The 19,861-nt window shown below is 67.0% G+C and carries 16 protein-coding genes; all 16 read left to right on the top strand.

The genetic code is table 11. The features are described from left to right. Positions 1-56 precede the first annotated feature (56 nt). Positions 57-920: a branched-chain amino acid ABC transporter permease gene (locus OXK16_09185; GenBank protein ID MDE0376121.1), complete on the top strand. Its 864-nt coding sequence runs from the start codon at positions 57-59 to the stop codon at positions 918-920. Positions 921-926: 6 nt separating this feature from the next. Further along, positions 927-1,943, top strand: coding sequence for a branched-chain amino acid ABC transporter permease (locus OXK16_09180; protein MDE0376120.1), 1,017 nt, complete (start codon positions 927-929; stop codon positions 1,941-1,943). Next, a complete protein-coding gene (locus OXK16_09175; GenBank protein ID MDE0376119.1) occupies positions 1,944-2,711 on the top strand; it encodes an ABC transporter ATP-binding protein in 768 nt (255 codons plus the stop codon). Beyond that, the gene (locus OXK16_09170; protein MDE0376118.1) at positions 2,704-3,408 is read left to right on the top strand and encodes an ABC transporter ATP-binding protein; all 705 of its coding nucleotides are present in this window, start codon (positions 2,704-2,706) and stop codon (positions 3,406-3,408) included. The genes OXK16_09175 and OXK16_09170 overlap by 8 nt, the downstream gene beginning before the upstream one ends. Next, a complete protein-coding gene (locus OXK16_09165) occupies positions 3,408-5,468 on the top strand; it encodes a hydantoinase/oxoprolinase family protein (GenBank protein MDE0376117.1) in 2,061 nt (686 codons plus the stop codon). The genes OXK16_09170 and OXK16_09165 overlap by 1 nt, the downstream gene beginning before the upstream one ends. Before the next feature lie 14 nt (positions 5,469-5,482). Then, complete coding sequence (locus OXK16_09160) at positions 5,483-7,312, top strand: hydantoinase B/oxoprolinase family protein (GenBank protein ID MDE0376116.1); 1,830 nt, start codon at positions 5,483-5,485, stop codon at positions 7,310-7,312. Further along, entirely contained in the window at positions 7,309-8,664 is a 1,356-nt protein-coding gene (locus OXK16_09155; GenBank protein ID MDE0376115.1) for an aminotransferase class III-fold pyridoxal phosphate-dependent enzyme, read from the top strand. Before OXK16_09160 ends, OXK16_09155 begins: the two co-directional genes overlap by 4 nt. 44 nt (positions 8,665-8,708) lie before the next feature. Then, on the top strand, positions 8,709-9,905 hold the full coding sequence (locus OXK16_09150) for a CoA transferase (GenBank protein ID MDE0376114.1): 1,197 nt from the start codon (positions 8,709-8,711) through the stop codon (positions 9,903-9,905). An 82-nt stretch (positions 9,906-9,987) separates the two neighbouring features. Then, positions 9,988-11,025, top strand: a complete 1,038-nt coding sequence (locus OXK16_09145; protein ID MDE0376113.1) for a thiamine pyrophosphate-dependent dehydrogenase E1 component subunit alpha — start codon at positions 9,988-9,990, stop codon at positions 11,023-11,025. Continuing rightward, positions 10,980-12,017 (top strand): pyruvate dehydrogenase complex E1 component subunit beta, encoded by a 1,038-nt coding sequence (locus OXK16_09140; protein MDE0376112.1) that lies wholly within the window; start codon positions 10,980-10,982, stop codon positions 12,015-12,017. The genes OXK16_09145 and OXK16_09140 overlap by 46 nt, the downstream gene beginning before the upstream one ends. Next, positions 12,014-14,044, top strand: coding sequence for a hydantoinase/oxoprolinase family protein (locus OXK16_09135; GenBank protein MDE0376111.1), 2,031 nt, complete (start codon positions 12,014-12,016; stop codon positions 14,042-14,044). The genes OXK16_09140 and OXK16_09135 overlap by 4 nt, the downstream gene beginning before the upstream one ends. Next, complete coding sequence (locus OXK16_09130) at positions 14,041-15,807, top strand: hydantoinase B/oxoprolinase family protein (protein ID MDE0376110.1); 1,767 nt, start codon at positions 14,041-14,043, stop codon at positions 15,805-15,807. Before OXK16_09135 ends, OXK16_09130 begins: the two co-directional genes overlap by 4 nt. A gap of 2 nt (positions 15,808-15,809) precedes the next feature. Beyond that, positions 15,810-17,162, top strand: a complete 1,353-nt coding sequence (locus OXK16_09125) for an aspartate aminotransferase family protein (protein ID MDE0376109.1) — start codon at positions 15,810-15,812, stop codon at positions 17,160-17,162. Beyond that, the gene (locus tag OXK16_09120; GenBank protein ID MDE0376108.1) at positions 17,162-17,911 is read left to right on the top strand and encodes an SDR family NAD(P)-dependent oxidoreductase; all 750 of its coding nucleotides are present in this window, start codon (positions 17,162-17,164) and stop codon (positions 17,909-17,911) included. Before OXK16_09125 ends, OXK16_09120 begins: the two co-directional genes overlap by 1 nt. Then, positions 17,908-18,663 (top strand): SDR family NAD(P)-dependent oxidoreductase, encoded by a 756-nt coding sequence (locus tag OXK16_09115; protein ID MDE0376107.1) that lies wholly within the window; start codon positions 17,908-17,910, stop codon positions 18,661-18,663. The genes OXK16_09120 and OXK16_09115 overlap by 4 nt, the downstream gene beginning before the upstream one ends. 32 nt (positions 18,664-18,695) lie before the next feature. Beyond that, on the top strand, positions 18,696-19,853 hold the full coding sequence (locus tag OXK16_09110; GenBank protein ID MDE0376106.1) for a dihydrolipoamide acetyltransferase family protein: 1,158 nt from the start codon (positions 18,696-18,698) through the stop codon (positions 19,851-19,853). Positions 19,854-19,861: the final 8 nt, after the last annotated feature.

The following is a 19,861-nucleotide window of genomic DNA, read 5'->3' as shown; positions in this document are numbered from 1 at the left end:
ATGAACCGGTCGTCTCCATCGAGGCTGTTGGCCGCCGACCGAGCGGGATCCCGGTCGTGAACTGGGACATCGTCTTCCAGCAGCTCTGGAACGGCCTGCTCAACGGCTCGATCTACGTGATCTTCGCCGCCGGCCTCAGCCTGGTGTTCGGCGTGATGAGGGTGATCAACATGGCACACGGCGAGCTGACCATGCTCGGCGCCATGCTGCTGTTCACCGTTACCAGCGGGCTCGGCCTCGGCTACTTCACCGGGGCTGCGCTGGTCGTCATCCTGATGGCTCTGGCCGGTTTTCTGGTCAACCGTGTTACGGTCCGTCCCTTCCTGGGCCACTCGGAACTGGTGGTGATCCTGTCCACCGTGGCTCTCAGCTTCATGCTGCTCAACGGAAGCCTGGTGGTATGGGGATCGGAGCCCAAGGGGGTCGATGAGCCCTTCAACGAGATCGTCAAGGTGGGCGGTGTCTACGTCACCACCGCCGGCATGCTGCTGGTTGGCGTGTGCTTCACGGCGGTGTTGGGGCTCTACCTGATGCTCACCCACACCAAGCTGGGCAAGAAGACAAGGGCCACCGGCCAGAACCTGTTGGGAGCGCGCCTGATCGGCATCAATACAACCGCGGTCTATGACACGACCCTGATAGTCGCCTCCGGTCTGGCCGCCCTAGCGGGCGTGCTGATCGTGCTGGTATCGGCCGCTTCGCCCAACCTGGGCCAACCACTGCTCATCACGGGTTTCGCGGTCGTGATCGTGGCCGGGATGGGGAACGTGGCGGGCGCGGTGGCGGTGGGGCTCTTCCTGGGGGTAACCGAAGCGTTGTTCGGCCAGTTCATCTCCACCTATTACCGCCAGGGCTACCTCTACGTGGTGATGATCATCGTTCTCCTTCTGCGGCCGCAGGGCCTGTTCGGGAGGAGGTGAGGTGAGGTGAGGTTGTCCTCGGGCATCTGGGTGGGAGCACCGACCCTGGTCGCGGCCCTGCTGCTGCCCTTGGTGCTGTTCACGAATCCCTACAACCGCGGCCTGCTGGTCCTGATCGTGATATACGCGGTGGCCGGGCTGAGCCTCGACTACATCATGGGCGAGATGGGCCAGTTCTCGTTCGGGCACGCCGCCTTCTGGGGCTTCGGCGCCTATGTGTCCGCCAAGCTCGCCCTGGACCTGGGAGTCTCTCCATGGATCGGCTTCGTGGCGGCGCCGGTGGCCGCGGGCCTGGTGGGCCTCCTGATCGGCTACATCGCTCTGCGCCGCACGCGCGGGCTGGAGCTGGCCATCGTCACTCTGGGTTTCGGGGTGCTGGCATGGACTGTGGCGCTCCGATGGAGGCCCGTCACCGGAGGTCCCTCCGGCCTGCGCCAGGTACCTCCGCCGAGTATCTTCGGTTGGGAGATCCGCTCCGAGCTGGCCTACTACTACTTCGCGCTCTTGCTGCTGCTGGTGGTCGTCTTCGTCTTGTCGAGGTTGCGGAGATCACGCTTCGGGCGGGCGGTGCGGAGCATCCACGAGAATGAGGACCTAGCCCGCTCCGTGGGAGTATCGGCCACGAAGTACTACGTGATCGCCTTCGCGTTCGCGTGTTCGCTGGTGGGTTTCTCCGGAGCCCTGTATGCCCATCACTTCCGGTTCGTGAATCCCAACCTGCTCGGTCTCCAATACATGTTCATCTTCCTGATAGTCGTTCTGGTCGGCGGGACGGGAAGCCTGTGGGGACCGGTTCTGGGAGCGTTGATATTCGTGCTGGTCAGCGAGTGGTTGCGGGTCCTCCAGGAATACCGGTTCCTGATCTTTGGCGTGGTGTTGCTGCTCGTGGTCTTGTTCATGCCGACCGGCGTATTCCCCACCATGCGCAGGGTCATCCGGCGGGTGGTTGAACGGCGGGGCTCCGACCGAGCCGCCAACGCGCCGGACGCAGATGATCGGGCCGACCGGACCAGGGCGGGCTAGATGGCGCTTCTGGAGACGACCGGATTGACCAGGCTCTTCGGGGGCCTGCGCGCCGTGGACCGCCTGGATCTGCGGGTGGAAGAGGGTGAGATCATGGGCCTGATCGGGCCCAACGGTTCCGGGAAGACCACCGCTCTCAACCTGATCACGGGTTTCATCAAGCCCACCGAGGGAGCGGTCACCTACGAGGGTGAAGACGTGACCGGCTCGCCGCCACACGATCTCGCCGGCCGCGGGCTCGTGCGGACCTTCCAGATCACGACCCTGTTCGAGAACCTCACCGTGCGGGACAACGTCCTGCACGGGAGCCATCTCGACAACCCCACCTCCCTGATCGGCGCCCTGACCCGTTCACGCAGGCATCGGGAACAGCATGCCGCCCTCGATGCGCGAGTCCTGGAGACCCTGGCGTTCGTCGGTCTCGAGCGGCGCATCGACGCGGTGGCCCGCGACCTCTCGGCGGGAGAGCATCGCTATCTGGAGATTGCCATCGCCCTGGCGGCCAAGCCCAGGATGTTGTTGCTGGACGAACCCGCCACCGGCCTGAATCCGGAAGAGGCTGCTTACCTCATGAACCTGATCAGGACGCTGCGGCGGCGAGGCGTCACGGTGCTCCTGATCGAGCACAACATGCGCCTGATCACCAACATCTGCACCCGGGTTACCGTGCTCAACTTCGGCGCGAAGATTGCCGAGGGCACTCCGGAGGAGATAGTGGAGAACGAGGCCGTGGTCACGGCATACCTGGGGAAGCGTCGCGGTGCTTGAGATCGATTCCCTCAACGTGAGCTACGGGCGGGTGCAGGTGCTCTTCGACGTCTCCATCAGCCTTGGCGAGGGCGAGCTGGTGACCGTCATCGGAGCGAACGGCGCCGGGAAGACCACCTTGCTGCTCACAGTCTCGGGGGTGTTGAGACCGCAGACCGGAACCATCACCCTGGCAGGTGAGCGGATCGACAACCTGAGACCACACGAGATAGTCGGGTTGGGAGTGGGTCACGTGCCGCAGGGTAAGGAGCTCTTTCCGGCCATGACCGTTCTGGAGAACCTGGAGATGGGCGCCCATCGGGTCAAGGCGGAGAGAGAGTATCGAGAACGGCTGGAACGCGTCCTCGGCTACTTCCCCCGGCTCTCCGAGCGGGTCCGTCAACGCGCCGGAACCCTGAGCGGCGGGGAGCAGCAGATGCTGGCGATCGCCCGGGCCCTGATGGCCGCTCCTCGCCTCCTGTTGCTGGACGAGCCCTCGGCAGGTCTGGCGCCCATCATCGTCGACCAGCTGGCTGAGATCATCGTCGACCTCAACCGCGCCGGCTTGACGGTGTTGCTGGTGGAGCAGAATGCGTTTCTCGCCCTCGAACTGGCCCGCAGGGCCTATGTGATGGAGTCCGGCATCGTGGTCGAGAGCGGGGAGACGGGCTCGGTTCTAGAGAGCGACCTCGTCCGCCGGGCCTACCTGGGGCTGTGATGGACGGCTTGCAGATCGGCGTCGACATCGGAGGGACCTTCACCGACTGGGTCATGGTCGGCCGGGATGGCGGGGTGCAGGTGGTCAAGACTCCCACCACACCCGTCGCCTTCACCGGAGTGTTCGACGCCATGGACGCGGCCGGCGTGACCGGGGACAGGATCCGCTCCTTCGCCCACGGGACCACCCTCGGCACCAACGCGCTGATCGAGCGCCGTCTGCCCCGGGTCGGGATGATCACCACCAAGGGCCTGACGGCGGTGTTGACCCAGGCTGCCCGGGGCGCCAAGGAAGACATCTGGGACATCTATCACGAATCGCCCCGGCCTTCGATCGTCAAGCCCCGAGACCGCTTGGAGGTCACCGAGAGGACGCTCAGTTCCGGGGAGATACGCGCCCGGCTGGACGAGGACGAGGCCAGGAAGGCAGCCCGGATCCTGGCAGCACGAGGAATCAGCACGGTCGCGGTGTGCTTCCTGCACTCCTATGCCAACGGCCGCAACGAAACGCGTATGAAGGAGATCATCCTGGAGGAGCACCCCGAGGCTCTGGTGCGCACCTCCCACGAGACCATTCCGCGCATCCTCGAATACGAGCGCTTCACCACCACCATCCTCAACGTCGCGCTGATCCCCCTCATGATTGACTACCTGCTCGCGCTGGAGCAGGGCCTTCACGATCGAGGCTACGGAGGCGACGCGCTCATAGTTCAGTCGGCGGGAGGTCTGATGGGGGTGGAGGCGACCACCGAGGTTCCGGTGAGGACCGCCAACTCCGGCCCTTCCGCAGGCGCGATCGCGGCCCGCGAGTTCGGATTCTTGGCCGGCTTTCCGAACGTCATCGGGTTGGACATCGGAGGAACGAGCACCGACGTCTCGGTGACCCTGGAGGGAGAGGTCCGGACCACCCAGGCCTGGGAGGTGGAATGGGGCCATCCGATCATGTTCCCCGCGGTCGACATCATCACCGTGGGCGCGGGCGGGGGATCGGTGGCCTGGTTCGATCCGGGTGGAAAACTCCGGTCCGGCCCGCAGAGCATGGGCGCAGTTCCCGGTCCGGCCTGCTACGGCAAGGGAGGTGACCAGCCCACCAGCACCGACGCCCACGTGGTCCTGGGCAACCTGCGACCGGGAGCGATGCTGGGTGGGGCCATGGAGATATCCCCGCAGCTCGCCGAGCAGGTGATCGCCGACAAGATCGGACGGAGGCTGGGGAGCGACGCGGTCACCGCGGCCGCGGCCGTGATCGCGGTGGCCGAGGCCAATATGGCCAACGCAATCCGCCTGGCCACCCTGCGCCGCGGCCTGGACCCCCGTGACTTCGCCTTGGTGTCCTTCGGCGGCGCCGGGCCCTTCCACGGAGCGCGGGTTGCGGCCGAGTTGCGCATCCCCACCGTGGTGGTCCCGCCCAGCCCGGGGCTGACCTCGGCGCTCGGTTGCCTGATGGCCGACATCCGCCACGATCTGGGGGCCAGCATGTTCTATGGCGAGGCGGCGGCCGTAGACATCGACGCCATGAACGCCCGCTTCGACGAGATGGACTCACGGGTGCGAGCAGCCCTCGACCGGGAGGGAATACCCTCGGGACGCCAGTCCGTGGAGCGCAGCATCGACATGTGTTACGCCGGCCAATGGCGGGTGTTCCCGATGCCGGTCTCATCCGGCATCACCGCAGAGGGCCTGGCGGAGAGCGTCGAGTTCTTCAAGAAGACGTACCGGCAGCGGTTCACGTTCGATCTGGGGCCCCGCGAGGTCGAGATCCACGGTATCAACGTGGTCGGCACGGGCATCACCGAGAAATACCGGCCACGGCCGGTCCGGGCTGTCCCGACGGTCGACCCGGTGCGCGACCGGCGTCCGGTCTACTGGCGGGAGCAAGGGAAGCAGGTCGACACTCCTGTCTGGGGCCGATCGTCCCTCCCGGTCGGCTTCCGGACCGAGGGCCCCGCCATTGTGGAGCAGATGGACTCCACCACGTTGATACCTCCGGGAGTCTCGATGCAGGTGGATCGCTATCTCAACCTGATCCTCGACATCACCGGTGCCGGGGGTGGATCGTGAATCCGGAAGCCAGGATGAGCGAGGCCCCGTCGGAGGTGGATCCGGTCACCTTCTCGATCCTCTCGAGCGCGTTCGTCAGCCTGGTGGACGAGATGGTCGGCGCCCTCCAGGACGCGTGCCTGTCCTTCGTCATCTACGTGGGAGACGTCAGCGGAGGGCTTCTCAACGCCGAGGGAGAGTTGGTGGCGCAGGGGACCCGGGACGTGGCGGTTCATGTAGGGGCGCTCCAGCCCAGCACGGAGGCTGTCATCGAGGACTTCGGGGACAAGGAACGGGGGCTCGAGGAAGGCGATGTATTTGCCTTCAACGACCCGTACCGGGGCGGGACCCATCTCCCAGACATGACCTTCATAAGCCCGATCTTCTGGGACGGGCGGCTGGTCGCCTTCACCGCCACCAAGGGCCATTGGTCGGATGTGGGAGGAGCCACCCCGGGATCCATGAACGCCCTCGCCGCCGACATCCACGCCGAAGGCCTGGTGATACCGCCGCTCAAGGTGGTCTCGCGGGGTGTGATCCGCCACGACGTCCGCAACCTGATAATGGCCAACATCCGTATCCCGCTGAACGCGACCGGAGACCTGATCGCCCATATCGAGGCCGCCCGGGTGGGGGAGAGGCGGCTGCATGCTCTGATCACGAAGTACGGGCTGGACACGGTTCTGACCTCCATGGCGGAGGCCCTCGATCACTCCGAGCGGGAACTGGCCGCGGAGATCCTGCGCTGCCCGGAAGGGACCTGGGAGACAGAGGACTTCATCGACTACGACCCGCAAGCTCCGGAGGACGGCCCCGTAAGGGTTTCTCTCAAGATGACGATTCGCCACGACCCGCCCAAGGTGATCTACGACATGAGGGGTTCGGGACCCCCCGTCCGGTCCGGGATGAACGGCACCCACGGTTCCACGTTCGGGGCGCTGGTGGCGGGCACGAAGTACATCTTCCCCAAGCCCTCGATGAACGCCGGGTGGCTTCGCATCATCGAGGCGGTGTTCCCCGAGACCAGCGTGGTCAACGCAGTCCGGCCGTACGCGGTCTGCGGCGAGGTCTCCGGGGCCTACGAGAAGACCACCGCGTGCATCCAGCGGGTCTGGGCCCAGGTGGTGCCCCGCCGGTCGTTCGCCGGGAACTTCAACCTGGAGTACGTGGTGGCCGGAGGAGTGGACGACCGGCCGGGCCGGCACGACGCCTACTTCGTCTACTACCACTGGCACACCGGCGGATGGGGAGGAATGTACGGCGCCGACGGGCGGGACTGCGGCGCGGCCATATTCGGCCTGGGGATACTGAACCAGTCCAGCGAGGTGATCGAGAGGATGTGGCCGGTCACCTTCGATCGGCTGGCGCCAGTCACCGACTCGATGGGCGCGGGGAGATGGAGAGGGGGAGCAGGTCTGGAGTCGGTCCTCCGGGTGGAGAACACAGGCGGCGTCCGGCTGTCCTACATCGCCGACCGGGGAGAGGACGGCCCCGGCGGTCCTCGGGGCCTCTTCGGGGGATCGGACGGCATTCCCATCCGCGTGGTCAAGGACCTCGGCACGGACACGGAGCAGGATCTTCCCATCTATTTCGCTGACGAGTCCATCGGACAGCACGGCACCTTCTACCACGTCTCCTCGGGGGGCGGGGGTTACGGTGATCCCTTGCAACGGGACCCGGATGCGGTGCTGGAGGACGTCCTGGACAGGTACGTCTCGCTCGAAGCCGCCCGCCGCGACTACGGGGTGATGATCGAGGTCGGAGATGCCGATCTCCTGGATCACCGGATCGATGTCGAAGGCACCCGGGCTCTGCGGGCCCAACTCCGCGCGGCCAGGTCGGACGAAGGAGAACACAAGCCATGAGGCAAGCCAGAAACCTATTCGTCGAGCGGTACCGCAGCCGGACACCGGAATCCCGTCGCTTGTACGGCGAGGCCAGGACACACCTTCCTGGCGGGGTTCCGGGCAACGCCGGGTACCGGCCTCCCTACCCCCTGTACGTGGAGAGGGCCGCCGGTCCTTTCCTCTGGGATGTGGACGGCAACAGGTACATCGACTCGCTCATCGGCGGGGGTCCCCACATCCTGGGGCATTCACCTCCGGCGGTCATGGATGCCGTGGCGGAGCAGATCCGCTCCGGGACCAGCACCATCGCCCCTCCTGCCACCGCCCTGGTCCTGGCCCGGCAGATCCAGAAGCACATGCCCCACATGGAGATGATGCGCTTCGTGCACACCGGGTCGGAAGCAGTTCACATGTCGATGCGGGTCGCCCGGGCCTTCACCGGCCGGGCCAAGGTCGGAAAGTTCGAGGGCAACTTCCACGGCGGTTATGACAACCTCCTCGTGAGCGGAACCTCGTTCGGGGGAGCCGAAGAGCGTCCGCTGTCCCTCCCCGAGGGCGGGGGGATACCCCAGAGCGTCCTTGACGACACCGTCGTGCTGCCCTTCAACAACACCGACGCCACGGTGGCCCTCATCGAGCAGCATGCATCGGAGTTGGCGGCAGTGGTGGTGGAGGCCGTGGGAGGAACGTGGCTGGGAGGGATCGTTGCCGATCAGGGCTTCCTGGAGGCCCTCCGGGAGGTGACCGCCCGTCACGGGATCCTGCTCATCTTCGACGAGGTCATCACCGGATTCCGCGTGGCCCTGGGAGGCAGCGCAGAGATAACCGGAGTCACTCCCGATCTGACCGCCCTGGCCAAGACCATCGGGGGCGGGTTCCCGCTCGGCGCCTTCGGCGGGCGCCGCGACATAATGGACCAGGTTGTCACCCCTAGCCGGGGTCCTGACGACGACCGGCTCACGATCTTCCAGTCGGGGACCTTCCAGAGCAACCTCGTCTCCCTGACCGCCGGTCTCGCCATGCTCTCCGAACTGGAGAAGCCGGGCGTGCTCGACAAGCTGAACGACCACGGGGACCGGGTACGTGAGGGGATGGAGAAGATAGGCGCGAATGTGGGCCTTCCGATCCGGGCTGTGGGCCAGGGATCCATCTTCGGCGTCTACTTCGCGGACGAGGCGCCCCGCACCATCCGGGATGTCGCGGACAGTGACCGGGAACTGGCGGCGACCTTCTACCTGGGACTCCTGGCCCATGGCGTCTACATCACCCCTTATCACTTGGGTTTCACCAACGCGGCGCAGGGCCGGTCCGAGATCGACGAGTTGCTGGACATCTGCCATTCGGTGCTGGCGACGATCGGGGAGGGCTGATCCGTGGAGCTGCGCGGACAATCGGCAGGAGCTCGGCGCCCGCGATGAAGGGGATGCTCGCCGGTGTGACGATCCTGGAACTCGGGCAGGTGATCGCCGGAACCTACGGCGGCATGGTCCTGGCCGATCTGGGCGCGGAGGTGATAAAGATCGAGCCTCCGTGGGGGGATGCGGCCCGCAACCCGAGGATCGCGCCCGTGGGCGAGGAGAGCTCCATCCATCTCCAGATGAACCGGGGAAAGAAGAGCATGGTCCTGGACCTCAAGAGCCGGGCCGGGCGGGAGGTGCTCCATGCCCTGGTCGCCCGCTCGGACGTGGTGATCGACAATTTCCGCCCCGGCGTGATGGCGCGTCTCGGGATCGACCACGAGAGCTTGGAGCGACACAACCCTCGCATCATCACGGTCTCGATCACCGGCTTCGGCTCCACCGGTCCGGCTCGGGATCGACCGGCCTTCGATCTGGTGGTGCAGGCCTACAGCGGGTTGCTGGACATGACCGGTCCCGCCGACGGACCCCCGGCCCGGGTGGGGGTTCCCATCGCAGACATCTCCGGCGGGATTTTCGCCTGTTTGGCGGTGCTGGGAGCACTGGTGGGAAGGGAGCTCCACGGGGAAGGCCGCCACGCCGATGTCTCGATGCTGGACTCCCTCGTCTCCATGCTCTCCTACGACGCGTTCCAGCACCTGAATACCGGCTCTGTCATCGGGCGGCTCGGCACCGCCCACGCCCATATGGTCCCTTGGCAGGCGTTCGAGGTGAAGGATGGTTACATGGTGGTAGCGGTGCGTGACGAGAAGTTCTGGGGGAACCTATGCGATGCCATAGGCCGCCCGGACCTCAAGGAGGATCGCCGCTCCAGAGACAACCGTGCCCGTGTCGAGCACCGCGACTACGTTGTGGGGGTCCTCGCCGAGGCGTTCGCCCAGAGGACCAAGGCCCAGTGGTTGGAGATGACCGGGCGGTACGACCTCCCCGTCGCTCCCGTAAACGACATCGGCGAAGTGTTCACCGATCCGCAGGTCCGGGCCAGGGAGATGGTGGGCTCCTACCGGCATCCCGGCCTGGGCGATGTCTCCTACCCGGCAAGTCCCGTGAAGCTGAGCGGCTGGACCAGCCCTGGCCGCCCGGCGCCCATGCTGGGCGAGCACACGCGGGAGGTGCTGGAGGACAGGCTGGGTTACTCGCAAGAGGCCATCGGCGCGCTGGCTGACGGGGGCGTGATCGGGGTGGGGACGTGAGTCGTAACATGAACGGGGCGGCTGTTGAGCGGGCGACTTCCCGGTTGCCCGCGCCCCGCACCGCGCCGACGAGAGAGCTGTCATGAACCAGGGCACGAGCACCGCCCACAAGACTCCAGCCCCAGGTCTTGCCGATCGCGGCTCGTCGTCGGGTCATGCCGCGCCCGACGGATGGAGCGTTGCGGAGTTACGGGAGATCTTCCGGCTCATGTACACCATCCGGCGGTTCGAGGTGACAATGGAGCGGGCCCACCTCGAGGGTGAGCTCTACGGGCCCTTCCACTCCTCGATGGGGCAGGAGGCCGTCTCGGTGGGGGTGTGCGCCGCTCTCCGGCTCGACGACGTCGTGGCGTCCACCCATCGCGGGCACGGGCACGCCATAGCCAAGGGCGCTGATCTGGGGCGGATCTGCGCCGAGCTGTGGGGCCGGTCCACGGGTTACTGCCAGGGCAAGGGCGGTTCGATGCACATCGTCAGCATGGATCACGGGTTCGTGGGCCAGAGCCCCATCATCGGAGGGAGCGGGTTGCTCGCCACCGGCGCGGCGCTCGCCTTCGACCTGAACCGGGAAGAGCGGGTCGCGGTGGCTTTCATGGGTGACGGCGCCGTCGGGCAGGGGGTTTTCCACGAGAGCCTCAACCTTGCCGCGATCTGGAGGCTCCCGGTGGTGTTCGTGGTGGAGAACAACGGGTATGCCCACTCCTTCCGGGCGGAGCAGATGCAGGTGAATCCGGACATCGCCTCCCGGGCGGCAGGTTTCGGGATACCGGGGGTCGTGGTCGACGGCATCGATGTCTTCGCAGTCCGCGAGGCCACCAGGACCGCCGCGGCCCGAGCGCGTGAAGGTGGAGGGCCCAGCCTGATCGAGGCGAAGTGCTACCGGTGGCGAGGACACAACCTGGGAGATGCCGAGCATCTCTACCGGGCCCGGGAGGAGGTCGAGGAGGCACGCCGGAACGATCCGCTCGACCGGTTCCGCGCCGCGACCTTCGACCTCATGCCGCCTGGGGTGCTCGAGGAGATCGAGGCGGCGGCGGAGGAGGAGATCGACGAGGCGGTCCGGTTTGCCCGCCAATCCCTGCCTCCCGATCCGCTGACGGCTCTGGAAGGGAGCTTCTGATCCGGGAGATCACGTTCGTCGAGGCGGTGAGGGAGGCCCAAGCGGACGCCTTGTCCGCCGACGACCGCGTGTTCATCATGGGCCAGGAACTCGGAGAGTACGGAGGCGTCTTCAGGGCCACTGAGGGCCTTGCCGAGAGGTTCGGCGCTCATCGCGTTCGAGACATGCCGATCGCCGAGCAGTCGATGCTCGGAGCGGGTGTGGGGGCGGCGATCATGGGGATGCGGCCCATCGTCGAGGTGATGTTCATGGACTTCATCGCCTGTGGGATGGATGCCATCGTCAACCACGCCGCCAAGGTTGGATACATGTCCGGCGACCAGATGCGGGCGCCGATGGTCATCCGTACTCAAGGAGGCTCGGGTACGCATCACGGCTCCCAGCACTCCCAGACACTCGAGAGTTGGTTCCTCCACGTGCCGGGTCTGGCGGTGGTGGTGCCGTTCACGCCCTCGGACGTGAAGGGTCTGTTCAAGACCTCGATCCGGGTCGACCATCCCGTCCTGTTCGTGGAACATCGGGCGCTGTACCGGACCAGGGGAGCGGTCTCGGATCCCGTGGAGCCCATCCCCTTGGGTAAGGGAGTGATCAGGCGCCGGGGCGACGATGTGACGGTGGTAGGGATCGGCAAGTCGGTCGGGCAGGCACAGATCGCCGCTCGCCTGCTCGAGGAGGAAGGCGTGTCGGTCGAGGTGATCGACCTGCGCACCCTGGTGCCATTGGACGTGGATCTAGTGCTGGAGTCGCTCGCGCACACCCATCACCTCGTGGTGGCCCACGAGGCTGTAGAGAGGGGAGGATGGGCCGGAGAACTGGTCAGCCGGGTGGTCGCCGAGGGCTTCGACGAGCTGGATGCGCCTCCCCTCCGAGCCGGCAGCAGGCCCGTCCCCGTACCTTTTGCAAAGGAACTGGAGGCGGAGATGATCGCCGACGAGCGTCTGATCGCTCAGCGAGTACGCCAGGCTCTCGGCATGGTGGAGTACGCCCGGTGACCAGGGCGGCAGTGGACATCGGTGGGACCTTCACCGACGTGGTCACAGTGGACGAGCGGACCGGAGGGCTCATCCAGGCGAAGTCTCTCACCACCTATCCGGACCCCACGCCCGGTTTCCTCAACGCGCTCACCAAGGCCTCCGACCGCGCTGCATTGGAGACGGTCGGATACGGCACCACGCTTGCCACCAACGCGGTGCTGACCAGGTCGGGCGCTCGAACCGCCCTCCTGACCACTGCGGGGTTCCGGGATGTGCTGGAGATTCGCCGCACCCACCGTTCCTCACTGTTCGACATCTACGAGCAGATCCCGGAGCCGATCGTTCCGAGGCCTCTGCGCTTCGAGATTCCGGAGAGGACGGCCGCCGACGGGAGCGAGGTGGAGCCGCTCGACGAGCAGGCGGTGCGGGACGCGGCCTCCCGGATCCGCCAGGCCGGGGTGGAGTCGATCGCCGTCTGCTACCTGTTCTCCTTCATGAACCCGGCCCATGAGCTCCGGACGCGCGAGATCATCAGGGAGGAGATACCGGCCCTGGCCGACGACGTGACCATCTCCTCGGAAGCACTTCCCCTGCACCGTGAGTACGAGCGGACCAGCACCACCGTGATGAACGCCTACCTGACGCCGCTGGTACGGAGCTACTTCAGCCGGCTGCGGGCCGAGCTCCAGGAGAGCAGGCTCTTCGCCTGGCTGCAGATGATGCAGTCCAACGGCGGCCTGGTAAGGCCCGAACGGGCCGCCTCCTTTCCGATCCTCACCCTTCTATCCGGACCGGCCGGGGGAGTGATGGCGTCCGCCTATCTCGGCGAGCTGCTCGGTGAGGCCAACCTGCTCACGCTCGACATGGGCGGAACGAGCTGCGACGTAGCGGGCATAACCAACGGCGAGCCCGACACGAGGCTTGACTTCGAGATCGGCGGTTATGCCGTCTCATACCCGACCCTCGACATCCACACCGTGGGAGCGGGCGGCGGGAGCATCGCCAAGGTGGACGAGTTCGGGAGGATGTCCGTCGGGCCGGATTCAGCAGGTTCCGATCCCGGCCCGGCCTGCTACGGCCGGGGCGGCGAGCTTCCCACGGTCACCGATGCCAACCTGCTCCTCGGCGTGTACGACCCCGAGTACCGGTTGGGTGGCGAGATAAACCCGGACCTGGACCTCGCGGCTCGCGCCGTCGAGACGCATGTGGGCAGGCCGCTGGGGCTGTCCGTGACCGAGGCGGCCGTGGGGATCATCCGGCTGGTGAACGCGAACATGATGCATGCGCTGCGGACCGTCTCCATAGAACGCGGGCGGGACCCTCGCGACTTCGCCCTGGTGCCCTTCGGAGGCGCCGGTCCCACCCACGGAGTGCACATCGCCGAGGAACTGGCCCTGCGCCGGGTGGTCATCCCTCCCATCCCGGGCTGCAACTCTGCGCTGGGCATCCTCTCGTCCGACGTTCGCCACGATCTGGTCGCCACCCTGCGCGCTCGCATGACCCGGCTTCCCTCCTCCGAACTGGGAGAGGCCTTGTCCACGATGGCCGCGGAGGCGCAACGGGAGTTGGAGGAGGACGGTATCCCGCCCGAGATGCGGAGGCTCCAAGCCAGCCTCGACATGCGCTACGCCGGCCAGGCCTACGAGCTCAACGTCCCCCTGTCCTCGATCCGTCCGGATCCCTCGACGATGGGGCAAGCCGTGGCCGATTTCCACACGGCTCACGAGACCAGGTATGGCCATGCGCTCGCCGATGACATGGTCGATCTCGTGAACGTGCGGCTCACCGGGCTGGGACACACCCCGAAGCCGCGTCTCGGAGGGGAGGGCACCGCGTCGGGGAGGGCCGAGCCTCGTACTCGGCGCCGGGTGGTCTCGGTTCTGGGGCAGGAGACGGCCGTGCCCATCTATCACCGGGAGGACCTCCGGCCCGGCCACACCGTGGACACCCCCTGCATCATCCAGCAGTTGGACTCCACGACCTACCTCCCCCTGGGCGAGGCTCGGGTACATGCCACCGGGTCGATCGTGGTTGAGTTGCCATGAAGGGGCGCGAGGTGGACCCGGTCACCGTAGAGGTGGTTGCCAGCGGCCTGGCCGCCGGTGCCCGCGAGATGGGCATCACCATGCGGCAGACCTCGAGCTCGACGATCTTCAACGAGGGCAACGACTACTCCTGCGGGATCTTCAACGCCGGGACCGAGTTGGTGAGCCATGGGGAGTTCCTGCCCATCCACCTGGGATCCCTTCCCTACTCGGTCAGCTACGCGATCGACGAGGTAGGGGTGGACAGGTTCCGCCCCGGAGACTCCATCATCCTCAACGACCCCTTCCGAGGTGGTTCCCATCTTCCGGACGTCACGCTGGTCACACCCATCTTCTACGAGGGTGACCTGATCGGCTGGGGAGCCAACCGCGCCCACCACCTGGATGTGGGAGGCACGGTGCCGGGCAGCTTCTACGCCCAGGCACGGGAGAACTACCAGGAGGGCCTCCGCATCCCTCCGGTCAAGATCATCAAGGAAGGCCGGATCGACGAGGAGATCATGAACATGATCCTGGCCAACGTGCGCCTCCCGAAGAACATGCGCTCCGACCTCCTGAGCCAGGTCTCGGCCAACCTGACCGCCCGCCGGCGGGTGGTGGACCTGGTGGAACGCTACGGCCTCGACACCGTGGAGCGGTGCATGGCCATCGAGATGGACAACTCGGAGCGGCGCATCCGCTCGGTGATCGCCGGGTGGCCTGACGGCCGCTACCGCGCCGAGGACTCCATGGACAACGACGGCATCACCGATGTCCCCCGGACGGTACGGGTTACCGTGGAGGTGCGCGGGGACGGGGTGGTGGTAGACTTCACCGGTACCGATCCGCAGGTCGAGGGTCCGCTCAACAGCGTGCTCGGCTACACGGCCTCCGGCGTCTACATGACCATCCAGGCTGCCACCGACCCGACCATTCCCCCCAACTCGGGGTGCTACCGACCGGTCGAGATCATCGCTCCTGAGGGAACGATCGTGAACCCGCGCTTTCCGGCGGCCTGCACCGGCGGCAACGAGATCGTGTCGGTCATCCACAACGCGGTGTACCGAGCGCTTGCCGAGATCCCCCGTGACATCCAGAAGCCGGTCCGCCTGATGGCCGCCGACCAGGGATCGTCCAACAACCTGTTCCTGAGCGGTTTCGGAGAGGACGGCGAGCGCTTCGTGCTGTACGAGTACCCCGAGGGTGGATGGGGTGGCGCCGAGGGCCGGGATGGGCAGAGCGCCATCTACTCCATCGTGGGCAACACGTGGAACCTGCCGGTCGAGGCGATCGAGATGAAGTACCCGCTTCGGATCGACCGTTACGAGCTCCGCCGGGATTCGGGAGGACCCGGGAAGTGGCGGGGCGGGCTGTCGGTGCGCCGTGACTACCGGCTTCTTGCCCCCTCGGGTGAACTCTCGGTGCTGGGCAACCGGGTGCGGGTTCCCCCCTATGGCCTCTTCGGGGGCCACAACGGAGCGCCTGCCCGGTACCGCCTCGACCCCGGAACCCCGGACGAGCGTCCCGCCGCCCCGGAGTTCGGGGCCAAGAAGTCAATGGTTCCCCTGACACACCACCAGGTGGTGGCCCAGGAGACCGCGGGTGGCGGAGGTTACGGTGATCCACTGGAGCGTGACCCGGCCGCGGTGGTGCGAGATGTCGAGTACGGCTACGTATCCGTTCGGAGCGCCTTCGAGGACTACGGCGTGGTGATCGATAACGAGGGCCGTCTCGATGAGGATGGGACCCGCATGCGCCGTGAGGCCATGCTGGCCGGCAGGTAGTGATGGACATCGAGCCCTTCCGCCGGAAGGTCGAGGCGCTGTACCGCGAACGGACCCCGGGTTCGAGCGTCTCCTGGCGGGAGAGCGGCGGCGTCCTCCCCATGGGGGTGTCGGGCGCCGCCAAGTTCTACGAGCCCTATCCGGTGGTCCTGTCGGGCGGCCGGGGCGGGCACGTGACCGATGTCGACGGGAACGACTACGCCGACTACCTCATGGGCGCCGGGTCGTCACTCCTCGGGCATTGCCATCCGGAGGTAGTGCGAGCGGTCAGGCAACAGATCGGGCGGCTGGCAACCGTCCTGGCCCCCACACCGGTCGAGGCACGGTTCGCGGAGCGGCTGCGGAGCCTCATGCCCTACCTGGAGCGCCTCCGGTTCGCCAACACCGGGTCGGAAGCGGTCCGGACGGCGCTCCGGGCGGCGCGAGCTTTCACCGGAAAGACCCGCTACGGCAAGTTCGAGGGCAACTTCCACGGCTCGGACGACTATTTCCTGGTTTCTTCGGGGTCTCGGCAGGTGGCGGGCTCGGCGCGCCGTCCCCGACCGGTCATGGACTCGGCCGGCGTTCCACCCCGCATCGCGGACGAGGTCCTACTGCTTCCCTACAACGACGCGAAGAACGCCGCCGCCCTGATCGAGGCGCACGCGGGCGAACTGGCCGCGGTGGTGATGGAGCCGGTGGCGTTCTCCACCGGCGGGGCGGTGGTGGCGGATCGCCGGTTTGCCGCGGCGGTGCGCGAACTCACCACGAGACACGGGATCGTCTTGATCTTCGACGAGGTCGTCACCGGCCTGCGCCTCGGCGTCGGCGGCGCGCCCGAGTACCTGGGCGTCACGCCGGATCTGTCGTGTCTCGGGAAGGCCATCGGCGGCGGGCTGCCCCTCTCGGCGATGGGAGGCCGGGCCGACATCATGGAGGCGGTACTCGGCCCCTCGGCGCAGGCCGGGGGCACCCACATCTTCCATTCGGGTACCTTCACCGGTAATCCCGTGTCCCTGGCGGCCGGGATGGCGGTCCTGGATGTGCTGGAGCGCGAGCCGGTCCTGGAACACGTCGACCATCTCGGCGCCCGGCTGATCAGCACCCTCCAGGAGGTTCTCGACTCCCACGGAGTGGGACACATGACCGGCTTCGGCTCGATCTTCCAGCTGCACTTCACCGAGACGCCTCCCAGCAACCGGCGGGAGGTGCTGGCCGGCGACCCGGTCCTGACGGCCGCGGTCCTGCTCGGCCTGTGCGCGCATGGTGTGCTGTGGCCGCCCGTCCACCCCGGTGTGGTGTCCTACGGTCACACCGAGGCGGATGTCGATCGCCTCGCCGAGGTGCTCGACACCGTGATGGGAATGGTCTCCTGATGGGCGCCGGGCCTTCCTCCGACGCACCGGTCGCCATCGTCACCGGAGCAGGCGGGGGGATCGGAAGGGGGATCGCCGTCACCCTCGCCGAGCGCGGATACCGGTTGGTCGTCACGTCCCGCACCGGCGCAGACCTGGAGCGAACCAGGGAACTGGTCGAAGAGGCCGGGAGTTCGGGGACGGTGGTGGTGGCCGACCTGAAGGACCCCGGTACACCGTCCCTGCTTCTACGCTCGGCCCTCGACAGCTTCGGCCGGATCGACGGGTTGGTCAACAACGCGGCGCTCAACATCTTCGTTCCCTTCTGGGACCAGCCCGACCGCAACCTCGATGACATGATCGAGACCAACCTCACGGCTGTCTTCTTCCTGTGCCAAGAGGTGGCGAGCTACTGGGTCCGGAACGCCTTGACCGGGGCGATCGTCAACATCAGTTCGGCCGAGGACACCATCGCCTATCCCGACCAGGTTCCCTATGCCTCCTCGAAAGGAGGCCTTCTGTCGGTAACCAAGGTCCTGGCATTGGAACTGGGTCCCTTCGGTATCCGGGTAAACGCGGTCAGCCCCGGTTCGGTGGACACCGAGATGACGCCGGACATCTACCGGCGGGAAGCTCCGAAGCTGATTCCCATCGGCCGCCTGGGGGAGCCACAGGAAATCGGAACGTGTGTCTCCTTCCTCCTCAGCGATGACGCCTCCTACGTGACGGGCACGTCCGTCTATGCGGACGGGGGGTACATGCTGCTATGACCGGGCGCTTCTCGGGTAAGAACGCCATCGTCACCGGCGCCGCATCCGGCATCGGAAGGGCCACCGCCAACCGGTTGGCCGGTGACGGCGCCAACCTGCTGTGTGTTGACCGGGACGAAGCGGGCCTGGCCGACCTGCTTGCGAGCCTTGGCGGATCGCACGTTGCCCTCACCGCCGACCTGAGCCTGGCGCAGGCCTGTACCGAGGTGGTGCAAACCGCACTGCGGCACTGGGACCGGCGCATCGACATCCTGGTCAACGCGGCCGCGATACTCATTCGCCAGCCGATCCTGGAGCACTCGCGGGAGACCTGGGATCTCACCATCGACATCAACCTCAAGGCACCCTTCCGGCTGGCGCGGGACGTGGTGGCCTCCATGATCGAAGGAGGCATCCGGGGGGCGATCGCGAACGTGGGGTCCATCGAGGCGGTGTTGCCCATTGCCGGACACGCCGCTTACACCGCCTCCAAGGGCGCCGTCACCATGCTGACCCGCTCCGCCGCATTCGAGACCGCTCCATACGGGATCCGGGTGAATGCGGTGGCGCCGGGGGCCACCGCTACCGGGATGAATGCCGATCTGCGGCGGGACGACCCCGACCGATGGCGGGAGATGCTCTCGGGTACGCCGATGGGCCGCCACGCTCTACCGGAGGAAATCGCATCGGTCATCGCGTTCCTGGTCTCCGATGAGGCCAGCTACGTGACCGGCGCCGTGGTCACCGCCGACGGCGGCTGGACGCTGCACTAAGTGCAAGGCTTGATGGGACGGGGAGGGAGACCATGCGGCTGGTGAAGATGCCCCGGCTGGGCCAGGACATGAGCGAGGGCGTCCTCGTGGAGTGGCTCAAGTCTCTGGGCGACCGGGTCGAGGAGGGCGAACTCCTGGCGGTCATCGAGACGGACAAGGCCGAGGTGGCTTTCGAGTCCCCCGTCGGCGGGTATCTGGTTGCCATCCTCCTGGAAACGCAGGCTACCGCTGCTACCGGAGCGCCCATCGCGTGGATAGCGGACGATCCCTCCTCGCAACCGCCCTCGCTCGACTCGGCACCGCCCGAGAGTCCCGCGCCGGATGGGGCTCGCGAGACGCGCTCAATGGGCGCGCGGCCCTCGCGCCCGGCGGCCGGGAGGTCGCGGCGGAAGCCGGTTTCACCGTTGGCCCGCCGCCGGGCGGCGGAACTCGGCCTCGACCCCGCCGGTGTGGAAGGGACAGGACCCGGTGGGAGGGTCACCGAAGCCGATGTGATGAAGGCGCACGAGGCAGCGCAGGCTCAGGCCGGGGAGCCCGGTCCGCTGTCTGCAATGCGCCGGTCGATTGCCGCGCGTATGACCAGATCAGCGGCGATTCCGCAGTTCAGGCTCGTGCGCGAGGTTGTCATCGAGATGCCGGATCAGGCCGCCGGAAGGCCGAAGGCGACCTATACGGACCTATTGCTGTGGGCGACCGCCCAGGCCCTGACCGAGGTTCCATCCGTAAACGCCGGCTGGGTCGAGGCCGATCCACCCTCGGTCCGGGTTCACCCTGTCGTCAATCTCGGGTTAGCCGTCGCGGTCGATGACGGACTGCTGGTGCCTGTCATCGCGGACGCCGCCGCGTTGTCGCTGGAGCGGACAGCAGTCGAACGCCGCCGCGTCGAGCAGGCGGCCCGTCAGGGACGGCTGCGCCCCGGGGACCTCGAGGGGGGCACCTTCACGGTGTCGAATCTGGGCGCCGCCGGGATTGACGAGTTCGCGGCTCTCATCAACCCCCCGGAGGCCGGCATCCTGGCCGTGGGCGCCGTGAAGCCCAGACCGGTAGTGGTTGAGGGGATGCTGGTGGCGGCGCCGACGGTGCGGCTCACGCTGACCGGGGATCACCGGGTCTTCGACGGGATGGAGGGCGCCAAGTTCCTTGCCGCCCTCGTCGCGCACCTCGGGCCTCCGGACCGAACCGGAAACTGACCGACCTG

This window comes from bacterium, from assembly GCA_028821235.1.
Taxonomy (GTDB): Bacteria; Actinomycetota; Acidimicrobiia; order Spongiisociales; family Spongiisociaceae; genus Spongiisocius.
The sequence above is the reverse complement of the archived record's forward strand: the minus strand, read 5'-3'. Positions and strand labels throughout refer to the sequence as shown.

What these genes read in the sequence shown, in the direction of transcription:
- OXK16_09125 (MDE0376109.1), top strand. Translation starts at nt 15,810, where the DNA reads ATGGACATCGAGCCCTTCCGCCGGAAGGTCGAGGCGCTGTACCGCGAA.
- OXK16_09150 (MDE0376114.1), top strand. Translation starts at nt 8,709, where the DNA reads ATGAAGGGGATGCTCGCCGGTGTGACGATCCTGGAACTCGGGCAGGTG.
- OXK16_09165 (MDE0376117.1), top strand. Translation starts at nt 3,408, where the DNA reads ATGGACGGCTTGCAGATCGGCGTCGACATCGGAGGGACCTTCACCGAC.
- OXK16_09110 (MDE0376106.1), top strand. Translation starts at nt 18,696, where the DNA reads ATGCGGCTGGTGAAGATGCCCCGGCTGGGCCAGGACATGAGCGAGGGC.
- OXK16_09175 (MDE0376119.1), top strand. Translation starts at nt 1,944, where the DNA reads ATGGCGCTTCTGGAGACGACCGGATTGACCAGGCTCTTCGGGGGCCTG.
- OXK16_09145 (MDE0376113.1), top strand. Translation starts at nt 9,988, where the DNA reads ATGAACCAGGGCACGAGCACCGCCCACAAGACTCCAGCCCCAGGTCTT.
- OXK16_09160 (MDE0376116.1), top strand. Translation starts at nt 5,483, where the DNA reads ATGAGCGAGGCCCCGTCGGAGGTGGATCCGGTCACCTTCTCGATCCTC.
- OXK16_09155 (MDE0376115.1), top strand. Translation starts at nt 7,309, where the DNA reads ATGAGGCAAGCCAGAAACCTATTCGTCGAGCGGTACCGCAGCCGGACA.
- OXK16_09120 (MDE0376108.1), top strand. Translation starts at nt 17,162, where the DNA reads ATGGGCGCCGGGCCTTCCTCCGACGCACCGGTCGCCATCGTCACCGGA.
- OXK16_09115 (MDE0376107.1), top strand. Translation starts at nt 17,908, where the DNA reads ATGACCGGGCGCTTCTCGGGTAAGAACGCCATCGTCACCGGCGCCGCA.
- OXK16_09130 (MDE0376110.1), top strand. Translation starts at nt 14,041, where the DNA reads ATGAAGGGGCGCGAGGTGGACCCGGTCACCGTAGAGGTGGTTGCCAGC.